We start from the raw sequence: 11,193 nt of genomic DNA, 5'->3' as shown, positions 1-11,193 counted from the left end.
GTCGTGACCTATGGTCGCTGCGTGGCGCTTTTCAGTGATGAGTCAGCGCCACGCACCACACCATCAAGTCACCCCAACTCTCATCTCCCAATCCAACCAGTCAGTGAGGTCCGTATGGATGCCGCAGCGCTGCTTCACTCCGAAATACGCGAGCTGGTCCGCCGTCGCGGCATCGACCCGCTGACGGACACTCCTGCCCTGGAGGCGCTAGTCGCCGAGGCGAGTGCCGATTACGTGGCGCGCGCCGACGCCGGCCTGGTCCCGCCCCTGCCGGATCCCGAGGCCGCAGGTGCGCGCGCCGTCGATGCGCTGGCCGGCCTCGGCCCGTTGCAGCGTTACCTCGATGATGACACGGTGGAGGAGGTGTGGTGCAACGCCCCCGGGCGCGTATTCGTCGCCCGCTCGGGCCGCCCGGAACTGACCACCACCCTGCTGGAGGACGAGGAGCTGCGTGTCCTGGTGGAGCGGATGCTGCGGTCCTCCGGCCGCCGCCTGGACCTGGCCAGCCCCTTCGTGGATGCCCAGCTACCCGGGGGCGAACGGCTACACGTGGCGATTCCACCCATAACTTCCCAGCACTGGGCGGTCAACATCCGCAAGCACACCTCCCGCGCGGCACGCACCAGTGACCTGGTGCGCATGGGCTCGCTGACCGAACACGCTGCCGCCTTCCTGGACGCTTCCGTACAGGCCGGGCTCAACATCCTCGTCTCCGGCGCCACCCAGGCAGGCAAGACCACCATGGTGCGGGCGCTGGCCGGCTCCATCCCCGCCGGGCAACGGGTAATCACCTGCGAAGAGGTTTTTGAGCTGGCGCTACGCAACCGCGACTGTGTGGCCATGCAGACCCGCGCACCCAACCTGGAGGGCGTGGGGGAGATCAGCCTGCGGCGGCTGGTGAAGGAGGCGCTGCGCATGCGCCCCGACAGGCTGCTGATAGGCGAGGTGCGAGAGGCGGAGGCTCTGGACCTGCTGATCGCAATGAACTCGGGATTGCCATCCATGTCCACACTGCATGCCAACTCCGCCCGGGAGGCGGTTGTCAAGATCTGCACCCTACCGCTACTGGCGGGAGAGAACGTTTCCGCAGGTTTTGTGGTTCCCACCGTCGCCTCCGCCGTCGACCTAGTGGTCCACCTGGACCTGGGCGCCGACGGGCACCGCCAGGTGCGGGAGATCGCCGCCCTGTCAGGCCGAGTGGAGAACGGCACCATCGAGATGTCTGAGGTATTCCAGCGCGACGCCGCAGGTCGGCTCGTGCGCGGACCGGGAATGCCCCCGGCCGCGGAACGCTACACCCGCGCGGGCCACGATCTGGCCGCGCTGCTGACCGAGGACACCCCGTACACCCGTCCGACCGGGCACCCGGCGGCCGTGATTCCGGGGGAGTGGTCCTGATGGGTGCCGTGGCCGGGCTGTTGGGTGGTATCGGCATGGTCCTGGTTTGGCTCGCCCTGACAACCGAGCCGCCCAAGTGGCGTTCCGAACGGCAGCGGCACCTGGCCGACCTGCTGGTCCAGGCGGGCGTCGGCCGCACCAGCCCCGCCCTGTTCATCGTCGGCAGCCTCGTCCTGGGGGTGATGGTGACCCTGCTGTTCCTCGGTGTGTCCCGCGCCTGGCCCATAGCGGCGGCCTTCGGCACCATCGCCGCGAGCGCGCCCCTGCTGATCGTCTCCTCCCGCGCCCGCACCCGCCGCACCAATCTGCGCGAGGTATGGCCGGAAGCGGTGGACACGCTGGTCTCGGGGGTGCGCGCCGGCATGAGCCTGCCCGAGGCACTGACCAATCTAGGTGAGCGCGGCCCCGAGGCCATCCGGGAGGAGTTTCGCGCCTTCGGCGTCGACTACGCCACCAGCGCCCGCTTCGATCAGTCCCTGGACCGGCTCAAGGCCCGCTTCGCCGACCCCGTGGCCGACCGCATTGTTGAGGCCCTGCGCCTGGCCCACGAGGTCGGCGGAACTGACTTGACTGCGCTGCTCAGTGCATTGTCACGGATGCTGCGTGAGGACATGCGTACTCGCGGCGAGCTGGAGGCGCGCCAGTCCTGGACCGTCAACGGGGCGCGGGTCGCCGTGGCGGCACCCTGGATCGTGCTGGCCATGCTGTCGACCCGTCCGCAGGCCGCGGCCGCCTACGCCACCGGCACGGGCGCCCTCGTCCTAGCCGTGGGCGGGGCGGCGACCCTGGTCGCTTACAGGCTCATGCTTTGGCTCGGGAGACTGCCCGAGGAAGATCGGGTGCTGCGATGAGCCCAACCCTCGCCGGCGCGCTGACCGGCCTGCTCGCCGCCTGCGGAATACTCATGGTTGCCGACGCCGTGCGCCGTCGCCGCCCCGGCCTGATCAGTCGGCTGGAGCCCTATGTCCATCCGCGTCCCAGCACCTCACGGCTACTGGCCTCCGCCTCACCGACCGCCGATGGGCAAACCATCAGCGGCGTACTGCTGGACATGGTCACCCGGTTGGGCGGGGTACTCGAGGCGATCGGTTCCTCCGCCGAGTCGGTGCGGCGTCGGCTGGCCCGCTCCGGCACCGGGCTGAGTTATGAGGAGCTGCGCATCCAGCAGTTGTTGTGGGCAGTAGCGGGCCTAGCCATTGCCACCGGAGGCGGACTGGTGCTCTCATTGGCCTGGCGCGTCAACGTGCCCGTGCTGATCGTCGGTGTGCTGCTCGCGGCCGTAGGCGGCGCAGCGGCACGCGACTGGTGGCTCACTCGTGCGGTGGAGAGGCGCCGCAGCCGCATCGAGTCCCAGCTTCCCGACGTTGTGGAGCTGCTCGCGCTCGTCGTCGGCGCCGGCCAGGGGCCCGTCGCCGCAATCGAGCGGTTGGTGCACATTGGCCGTGGGGAGCTCGTCGAGGAACTAGAACTCACCCTTGCCGACGTTAACTCCGGAACGGTACTCACCACGGCACTGGCCCACCTGGAGGACCGGGTCGACTCCCTGCACGTCACCCGCCTGTCGGAGGCCATCGCCGTCGCCCTGGAACGCGGTACCCCGCTGGCTGACGTGCTGCGCGCACAGGCAGCCGATGCCCGCGAGGCCTCGCGCCGCTCCCTCATGGAGGAGGGCGGGCGCCGCGAGATCGCGCAGATGGTCCCCGTTGTCTTCCTGATCCTGCCCATCACGGTCGTATTCGCTCTGTTCCCGGGGCTGTTCGTGCTGCGGATCGGCCTATGACCCGCCTGCGTCTACCCGCCCGCAGCTGCAGCAGCACCCGCCTCAGCAAGTCTCAGATCACTCATAACCACTCATGAATAAGGAGAATCCCATGCACACCCTCAACCGCTTGAGCATCCGCCTGAAAGCCGCTCTCGGCCGCATGGCCGACGAGCGCGGTGACGTCCCCGGCTGGGTGCTGGTAACCCTGATGACCGCGGGCCTGGTGGTAGCCCTTTGGGCGGTAGCCGGCCCAGCACTCACCCAGGTCTTCAATGACGCCATTGCCAAGGTCACCGGTGCCATCTGAGCCGCATACGCCGGTTGGTGCCCTGGGGCGGTCCCGGGCCAGCAGCCTCCGGATGCTCCGCGCACGTGAGAGGACCGGTGAGCAGGGGGCGGCCGTCGTTGATTTTGTGCTCGTCGGTATCCTAGTGATTGCCGTGTCAGTAGCGCTGCTACAGCTCGCCCTCGGTCTGCATGTGCGTAACGTGCTGACCGACGCCGCTGGCGAGGGAGCCCGACGTGCCGCCCTCGTCGGCGGTACCACGGCCGAGGCGGACGCGCGCGTACGCGCCCTGGCCGATGCCGCCCTCGCGGATGGCTACGTGCAGGAGGTCGCCGTCTCCAGGACCACCGCCAACGGGCTCTCCGTCGTGCAGGTGGAGGTGGTCGCGCCATTGCCGGTGCTCGGCCTGCTGGGTCCCGGCGGGACGCTGCACGTTACCGGGCACGCCGTCGACGAGGCGGCGCTGGCAGGCGTGGAGGGGGAGGAGCCGTGAGCTGTTCGGCGATCGGTCGGCGCCGTGCCGGCCACAACGGCAACCGGGGGCAACCGCCCCCGCGGCAGAGTATTTACGCGCGCGTGCTGCGTGGTAGGGACCCGGAGGCGGGCAACGCGCCGGTGGAGTTCATTGGCTGGACCGTGCTGCTGGTGGTGCCGGTGGTTTACCTGCTGGTCGCCCTCGCGCAGGTTCAGGCGGCGTCCTTCGCGGTGGCTTCGGCTGCCGACGCCGCCAGCCGGATCCTGGAGGTGGAGCCAGGAGATGCGGCCGTTGCCCACGCCCGTACCGCAGTGGAGCTGGCCCTGTCAGACCAGGGCGTCGACGCTGATCCTGCGACTGCGATGACTGTCGTCTGCGCTGATGCCGCATGCAGCGCCGCCGTGGTACGAGTCCAGGCGGGTGTGGACCTGCCGCTGCTGGGAACAGCGGGGCTGGGACGCAATGTGGTCGTCATGGATGCGGCACGGTCCGTTACCCTTGCCGGGACGGGAGGCCAGCCGTGACTGTCGGCATGGGGCTGCGGGAATGCGGGGCAGCCGCATGGGCGCGGCGGTCGGCTGGGTGCCTGCGTCGGTGGCTCGCTCGGGTGCGGGCAGTATCAGCTGTCGAGGATGGGCAGACGCTGCTGCTGGGGATCGGGCTGATCACCGTGGTTTTGGCGCTGGTTCTCACCCTCGCCTCCGCCAGCGCCGTCTACCTGGACCTGAAGACGCTGACGGCCCTGGCTGACTCGGCCGCAGCGGCGGCGGCCGACGCCGTTGAGGAGGACTCCTACTTCGATGGTGCCAGTACTGGGACCGGTCCCGGCGTGCTATCCGATGCCAGCGTGCAGGCTGCCGCGGTCGCGGATCTGGAGACTCAGCCCGTCGACCTGGCCGACCTGCGAATCGCAGCGGCATCCAGCCCGGACGGTGCCACCGCAGTGGTCACCTTGACGGCGCACTCGCAGCCGCCCTTCCTGCCCTGGGGCGTGATACCTGCAGCGGGGTTTACTATCACCGCTACCGGCAGCGCCCGCGCCACCACTGGAATGTGAAACGGTGCGGTAGGCAGCTAGGCAGCTAGGCAGCTAGGCAATACGGCGGACAGTGGCTGCCGGGCGGATGACGTGTACGGCATGCTCCGCTATGAGCCCTTCGCCGTGCGTCGAGGCGGGGCCCGGGTCTGTTCTAGACTCGGCCCCGTGGCCACAGACTTCCCCGCCGAGATCGAGCAGCTCCGACACACCTACGCATCCGTCGTCGCCGTGACGGATCCTGAGGCGCTGCGTGAGCGTATCGCCGAGCTGTCCGAGCAGGCCGCCGCCCCCAACCTTTGGGACGACGCCGACGCCGCCCAGGCGGTCACCTCCGCTCTGTCGCACGCGCAGGCCGACCTCAAGCGCGTGCAGGCGCTGGGAGGGCGTATCGACGACCTGGAGACCATGGTGGAGATGGCGGGGGAGGAGTCCGGGGCGGACGCCGCGGAGCTGCTTGCCGAGGCCGAGCAGGACCTGGCCGGGGTGCGTAAGGACCTGTCCGACCTGGAGATCCGCACCCTGCTGTCCGGCGAGTACGACCAGCGCGACGCCGTGGTCACCATCCGCTCCGGTGCGGGCGGTGTCGATGCCGCGGACTTCGCCGAGATGCTTCTGCGCATGTACACCCGCTGGGCCGAGCGGCACGACTACCAGGTCAAGGTGCTCAATACCTCCTACGCCGAGGAGGCGGGGCTGAAGTCCGTCACCTTCGAGGTGCATGCCCCCTACGCCTACGGCACGCTAAGCGTGGAGGGTGGAACTCACCGCCTGGTGCGCATCAGCCCCTTTGACAACCAGGGACGCCGCCAGACCTCCTTCGCTGCCGTGGAAGTGATCCCGTTGATCGAGTCCACCGACCACATCGACATCCCCGAGACGGACATCCGCGTAGACGTCTTCCGCTCCTCCGGGCCCGGCGGCCAGTCCGTGAACACTACTGACTCCGCCGTGCGCATCACCCACCTGCCCACGGGGCTGGTGGTGTCCATGCAGGATGAGAAGTCCCAGATCCAGAACCGTGCCGCCGCCATGCGCGTGCTCCAGTCGCGCCTGCTGCTGCTCAAGCAGCAGGAGGAGGACGCCAGGAAGAAGGAGCTGGCGGGCGACGTCAAGGCCTCCTGGGGCGACCAGATGCGCTCCTACGTGCTCAACCCCTACCAGATGGTCAAGGACCTGCGCACCAGCTACGAGGTCGGCAACCCCGACTCCGTGTTCGACGGCGACATCGACGGCTTCATCGACGCCGGCATCCGCTGGCGCAAGCAGCAGGAGCAGGCCGCAGAGTAAATCCGCACGGGTTTCCGGCCCGTTCGTGCTGAGCGGAGCGGCCCGGTCAGCGGTAAACGTCGCGGCGGTGTCCGAGTGTGACCACAACGACGACGAGTCGGCCGTCGTCGATCGTGTAGATGATGCTGTATCTGCCCGAATCTCCCACGCGTACCCGCCAGGCGGGACGGCCTTTGAGAAGGCGGCATCCGGGAGGGCGCGGGTCGGTGGCAAGCAGGGCGATCGCCCCCTGGATCCGGCGTTGATCCCGCTTGTCGATGCGACGCAGGGCTTTGAGCGCCGCGGGGCGCACCTCAATCTCGTAGCGCATGGGTGGGCGTTTGCCTAGTCGAGCCCGAGGTCGGCCTTGACCTCATCCCAGGGAATGTTGGGGCCTTCCTCGCTCATCGCCGCGTCGTAGGCGGCGATGTCCTCCTGGTCCTCGAGTGCCTCAAGCATGCGTTCATAGGCCGCTGGGCTGATGAGAACGGCTGCGGTCCGGCCCCGCTTGGTCAGGAAGACGGCGCCTTCGCGGGCATCGTCCACAATCGCCGGGAGCTCTGCACGGGCGCGGGACATGGTGACGACAGTCATCCTTCAATGTACATCTCGCTCGATGAAATGTACATAGAGGTTGTCGGCTCTTCGGGACTGATGTGCGTTGGGCGTGCGGATGAGTCTTAGCGTGATGCAAGAGACGGTGCGTAGTTCGAGGATGTCGTCCGAGACGTGGGAGGTAGCGGCACTGACGTCGACGTCCGGGGCGGTCACGCCCGTGCGCGCCAAGCAGACACGCCCCGGCCCACGAGAGTCCTCAGGCGTATGAGGCAGTGATCCGCCTGGACGCGGCGTCGACGGTGAGTGCGCCGCCGTGGGGGAGGATCCACTGGGGCCGGGTGTGCCCGAATGGGATTCCAGTGCACACCGGTGCCGCTGTGTTGTAGTGCCTGATGACCTCAAGTGCACTCTGAGCCTGTTCACGGCGATATCGAGCGCGTGCCTCCGCGTCGCTGGGTGTCTGAAAACTGGATGCGGGCGGTCGCGCCAGCAGGATGGCTGCTGCGGCTTCAAGCACTCCTCGTTCCCCCAAGGAGCGCAGCATGCCCGCCACCAGTTCCCGACTCGGCAGTAGTTCGGAGGTCTCTAGCATCAGCACACAGCCATCGAGGGCACTGGCATCGGCCTGGATGCGCCCTGCGGCAAGCCCAAGCACCAGCATCTCCAAGCAACCGCCCCAGCCGGGCCCACTGACTACCGTGGCCGGCCCGTCCCACAGCCATGAATCGGTCCGCTCACGGGCCCCGTATTCGGTCAGCGCTCGCGGGTCGGCCCAGTCCTTGCCGAAGTCTTCCGAGTATCCCGGCTCGGTGATCTCCAGTGACTCACCCGTCAACAGTGCGGCGCGCAGCGAGGCGCGGTGAATGGCGTCCACATCTGGCCCGGGCCCCAGGTGAACCTGGGTGGCGCCGCCGTGGAAGCTGCACACACCGTGCGACCACAGCCAGTGGTGAAGGTTGGTGTTGTCGCTGTAACCGAGTACCGGCTTGGGGTCGCGCAGGAGCGGCTCGGCATCGAGGAGTGGCAGGACCGTCATCTCGTCGTCGCCGCCCGCGGTGGCGATGATTGCGCGGATGCTCGGATCGGCGAAGGCGGCATTCAGATCGTCGGCGCGTTCGCGCGCCGTCGCTCCGAGACGGCGGGTAGTGGGGAACTCCACCGGCACTAGGCCGGTTATGGCGCGAAGCCGCTCCAACGCCTGCTCATGAACGGCGGGCCCGATCGCGGGCGCAGCCAGCGACGGCGACAGCACCGCGATCTTGTCGCCCGCTTCGGCCTTCCGGGGCTGAGTCAACGAATCCATGCCTTTGAACCATACGCTGACGGGTACAGGATGGTAAAGGGTCTCGGGGAGTACCCGTACAGATCCCTGAATCCGTGGCGTGTCGGCCCTGGTTAACGGTGCTGGCTCTGGTGTCTGTTACCCGCGCCACTTAACGTGATCGATATGAGCGCACGCGAGATCATCGGGGCACGAGTCAAAACAGATGCGGAGTCGGAGGCGCGTGCCAGGCGGCCGGGTATGCGCGGCGCCGTGCTGCGGGTAGCGATTGCCATCGCGGTTACGCTGCTTAGCGCCACGGTGCCGGTGCTCGTCATGGCCATACCGGGAGTAGGGAGGCTGCTGGACGGAAAGATCTTCGGCTGGGGGACGGCGGGACTACTGGTGGTCTGCCTGGCCGCCCTCGCAATCATGTCCACGGCGACCCTCTGCGCGTTCATATGCACTCGGCTGCTGATCACCCGCTTGGACCATGCGAGTCCCGTCGGCCTGGCAATGCGCCCGAGCCCGCGTGCACTGGCCTGGTGCGTCGGCATGATCGCCGTCGCCTTTGCGGTTATGCCGATGGCCGGGGCCGTAGACGAAGCGCTCGGCATCGCCCGGAAGGAGCCTGTCATGCCGGGTGACACGTGGTGGTCAGCGATCCTGATTCAGGTTGCCCTGGGGTTCTTATTGCAGGGGATCCCCGAAGAACTGGTGTGGCGGGGATGGCTGTTCCGCTCTCTGGGCTCCACCCGGGTGGCGGCCGTTGTGACGGTTCTTGCCTTCACCGTCATGCATCTGGTCTCCCAAGGGGGTCAGGAGGGATGGGGTGAGCGTGTCATCTACCTGGCCATGCCATTCGGCTTCGGGGCTGCCGCTATGGCGGCCCGCTGGGTCTCAGGCTCGACCTGGGCGGCCGTGGGCGCGCACGGTGGATTCCACCTGTCCAACCTATTGGCGGTGAGCACCGGCGTCCCGGTGGACGAGCCGGTCACCTGGGTTGTCATAGGCTGCTTGTGGCTCGTTGCTGGAGTGGTTGTGGTGCTGCTTCACAAGATGCGCACCCGCCGGCCCCGCACATCTGCCCGGAGCATCTACGGCGTCAGTCAACCACGACACCCCTGAGCCGGAAGCGCCGTAAGCGTGCTGCGTTAACGCGGGATACCGGCTCATTGGGCTCGTGGGTGTGCTGGGCGGGTTGTGTGGGTATTCGCAGCGGCGTGGAGGTGAGTGCATGGCGTCACGGGCTTGCGCCGTCGTCGTCGGCCCGCCGCTCCCGTAGGCTGGGAGGTGGTGCGCGCCGACGACGTGAGCCGCACCCCGGCGCGGCCGGGGGAGCGTCGTCGTCGGGGCACGAGCGAATCCGAGCAACCCCTTTCGAAAGGCGTATCAGACCTGTGGCTGAATTCATCTACCAGATGATCAAGGCGCGCAAGGCGCACGGTGACAAGGTCATCCTGGATGACGTCACCATGGCTTTCCTCCCGGGAGCCAAGATCGGCATGGTCGGCCCCAACGGCGCCGGCAAGTCCTCGATCCTGAAGATCATGGCTGGCATCGACCAGCCTTCCAACGGCGAGGCCCGGCTGTCGCCGGGCTACAGCGTCGGCATCCTGCTGCAGGAGCCGCCGCTGAACGAGGAAAAGACCGTGCTTGGCAACGTTGAGGAGGGTGTGGCCGAGCTCAAGGGCAAGCTTGACCGGTTCAACGAGATCTCCGCCGCCATGGCCGATCCCGACGCCGACTTCGACACCCTCATGGCGGAGATGGGCACCCTGCAGGACCAGCTCGACGCCGCAAACGCATGGGACCTGGACTCCCAGCTGGAGCAGGCCATGGACGCCCTGCGCTGCCCACCGCCGGACGCCGAGGTCAAGAACCTCTCCGGTGGTGAGCGCCGCCGGGTGGCCCTGTGCAAGCTGCTGCTGGAGGCACCCGACCTGCTACTGCTGGATGAGCCCACCAACCACCTCGACGCCGAGTCCGTCCTTTGGCTCGAGCAGCACCTGAAGACCTACAAGGGTGCTGTAATCGCTGTCACCCACGACCGGTACTTCCTGGACCACGTGGCCGAGTGGATCGCCGAGGTCGACCGCGGTCACCTCTACCCCTACGAGGGCAACTACTCCACCTACCTGGAGACCAAGGAGAAGCGCCTGGAGATCCAGGGCAAGAAGGACGCCAAGCTTGCCAAGCGTCTGAAGGACGAGCTGGAGTGGGTGCGCTCCTCCGCGCGCGGGCGCCAGGCCAAGTCCAAGGCACGTCTGGCCCGCTACGAGGAGATGGCCGCGGAGGCCGAGCGCACCCGCAAGCTCGACTTCGAGGAGATCCAGATCCCGCCGGGCCCGCGTCTGGGCAACCAGGTTCTGGAGGCCACCAACATCAAGAAGGGCTTCGACGGCCGCACCCTCATCGACAACCTGTCCTTCACGCTGCCGCGCAACGGCATCGTCGGCATCGTGGGTCCGAACGGGGTCGGTAAGACCACCCTGTTCAAGACGATCGTGGGCCTGGAGCCGCTCGACGGCGGGGAGCTCACGATCGGCAAGACGGTCAAGCTGTCGTACGTGGACCAGAACCGTGCCGGCATCGACCCGAAGAAGACTCTGTGGGAGGTTGTCTCTGACGGGCTGGACTATATTCAGGTCGGCCAGGTGGAGATGCCCTCACGTGCCTACGTGGCCTCCTTCGGTTTCAAGGGCGCAGACCAGCAGAAGCCGGCCGGTGTGCTGTCCGGCGGTGAGCGCAACCGCCTGAACCTTGCGCTCACCCTGAAGCAGGGAGGAAACCTGATCCTACTGGACGAGCCCACCAACGACCTCGACGTTGAGACGCTGTCCTCCCTGGAGAACGCGCTGCTGAACTTCGCGGGCTGCTCGGTGGTCATCACCCACGACCGCTGGTTCCTGGACCGCGTGGCCACGCACATCCTGGCCTGGGAGGGCACGGAGGAGAATCCGGCCTCCTGGTACTGGTTCGAGGGGAACTTCGCCTCCTACGAGGAGAACAAGGTTCAGCGCCTGGGCGCCGAGGCCGCCCGCCCCCACCGCGTCACCTATAGGAAGCTCACGCGCGACTGAGGCGAGCCAAGCCGAGCTTGCTCGAGCTTGCGAGGCGATGGAGTCGCGTTGGTCCCGTAGGGTGA

Annotated in this window: 13 protein-coding genes; 10 read left to right on the top strand and 3 right to left on the bottom strand. The window is 67.6% G+C overall.

All coding sequences use genetic code 11. From position 1 onward, the window contains the following. Nucleotides 1–114: 114 nt before the first annotated feature. The 8 genes from GZ997_RS06015 (at nt 115) to prfB (ending at nt 6,247) form a co-directional block, all read left to right on the top strand. A complete protein-coding gene (locus tag GZ997_RS06015) occupies nt 115–1,398 on the top strand; it encodes an ATPase, T2SS/T4P/T4SS family (protein WP_162679238.1) in 1,284 nt (427 codons plus the stop codon). Beyond that, complete coding sequence (locus tag GZ997_RS06010; protein ID WP_162679237.1) at nt 1,398–2,249, top strand: type II secretion system F family protein; 852 nt, start codon at nt 1,398–1,400, stop codon at nt 2,247–2,249. Before GZ997_RS06015 ends, GZ997_RS06010 begins: the two co-directional genes overlap by 1 nt. Then, complete coding sequence (locus GZ997_RS06005; protein WP_161923726.1) at nt 2,246–3,178, top strand: type II secretion system F family protein; 933 nt, start codon at nt 2,246–2,248, stop codon at nt 3,176–3,178. The genes GZ997_RS06010 and GZ997_RS06005 overlap by 4 nt, the downstream gene beginning before the upstream one ends. A 91-nt stretch (nt 3,179–3,269) precedes the next feature. Further along, nucleotides 3,270–3,467 (top strand): hypothetical protein, encoded by a 198-nt coding sequence (locus GZ997_RS06000; protein ID WP_161923727.1) that lies wholly within the window; start codon nt 3,270–3,272, stop codon nt 3,465–3,467. A 52-nt stretch (nt 3,468–3,519) separates the two neighbouring features. Continuing rightward, the gene (locus tag GZ997_RS05995) at nt 3,520–3,939 is read left to right on the top strand and encodes a TadE/TadG family type IV pilus assembly protein (protein ID WP_161923728.1); all 420 of its coding nucleotides are present in this window, start codon (nt 3,520–3,522) and stop codon (nt 3,937–3,939) included. Beyond that, nucleotides 3,936–4,445, top strand: coding sequence for a peptidase T4 (locus GZ997_RS05990; protein WP_343212288.1), 510 nt, complete (start codon nt 3,936–3,938; stop codon nt 4,443–4,445). Before GZ997_RS05995 ends, GZ997_RS05990 begins: the two co-directional genes overlap by 4 nt. A gap of 83 nt (nt 4,446–4,528) precedes the next feature. Beyond that, nucleotides 4,529–4,978: a glycosyltransferase gene (locus tag GZ997_RS05985; RefSeq protein WP_202616265.1), complete on the top strand. Its 450-nt coding sequence runs from the start codon at nt 4,529–4,531 to the stop codon at nt 4,976–4,978. Nucleotides 4,979–5,125: 147 nt separating this feature from the next. Further along, nucleotides 5,126–6,247: a peptide chain release factor 2 gene (gene prfB / locus GZ997_RS05980; protein ID WP_161923729.1), complete on the top strand. Its 1,122-nt coding sequence runs from the start codon at nt 5,126–5,128 to the stop codon at nt 6,245–6,247. 46 nt (nt 6,248–6,293) lie between these two features. On the opposite strand, the gene GZ997_RS05975 is transcribed toward prfB, so the two are convergent. The 3 genes from GZ997_RS05975 to GZ997_RS05965 all read right to left on the bottom strand — a co-directional run bounded on the left by GZ997_RS05975 (nt 6,294) and on the right by GZ997_RS05965 (nt 8,087). Then, a complete protein-coding gene (locus GZ997_RS05975) occupies nt 6,294–6,557 on the bottom strand; it encodes a type II toxin-antitoxin system RelE/ParE family toxin (protein WP_161923730.1) in 264 nt (87 codons plus the stop codon). Nucleotides 6,558–6,571: 14 nt separating this feature from the next. Beyond that, nucleotides 6,572–6,820, bottom strand: a complete 249-nt coding sequence (locus GZ997_RS05970) for a type II toxin-antitoxin system Phd/YefM family antitoxin (RefSeq protein ID WP_162679236.1) — start codon at nt 6,818–6,820, stop codon at nt 6,572–6,574. A 220-nt stretch (nt 6,821–7,040) separates the two neighbouring features. Continuing rightward, a complete protein-coding gene (locus GZ997_RS05965) occupies nt 7,041–8,087 on the bottom strand; it encodes a S66 peptidase family protein (protein WP_162679235.1) in 1,047 nt (348 codons plus the stop codon). 144 nt (nt 8,088–8,231) lie between these two features. On the opposite strand from GZ997_RS05965, the gene GZ997_RS05960 reads away from it, so the two are divergent. Beyond that, the gene (locus GZ997_RS05960) at nt 8,232–9,173 is read left to right on the top strand and encodes a CPBP family intramembrane glutamic endopeptidase (protein ID WP_162679234.1); all 942 of its coding nucleotides are present in this window, start codon (nt 8,232–8,234) and stop codon (nt 9,171–9,173) included. Nucleotides 9,174–9,445: 272 nt separating this feature from the next. After that, the gene (gene ettA, locus GZ997_RS05955) at nt 9,446–11,128 is read left to right on the top strand and encodes an energy-dependent translational throttle protein EttA (RefSeq protein WP_161923733.1); all 1,683 of its coding nucleotides are present in this window, start codon (nt 9,446–9,448) and stop codon (nt 11,126–11,128) included. The last annotated feature ends 65 nt before the right edge of the window (nt 11,129–11,193 follow it).

The sequence above is a fragment of the Actinomyces sp. 565 genome (assembly GCF_010365615.1).
In the GTDB taxonomy this organism is placed as follows: Bacteria; Actinomycetota; Actinomycetes; order Actinomycetales; family Actinomycetaceae; genus Actinomyces.
This window is presented reverse-complemented; position numbering and strand designations above follow the sequence as displayed.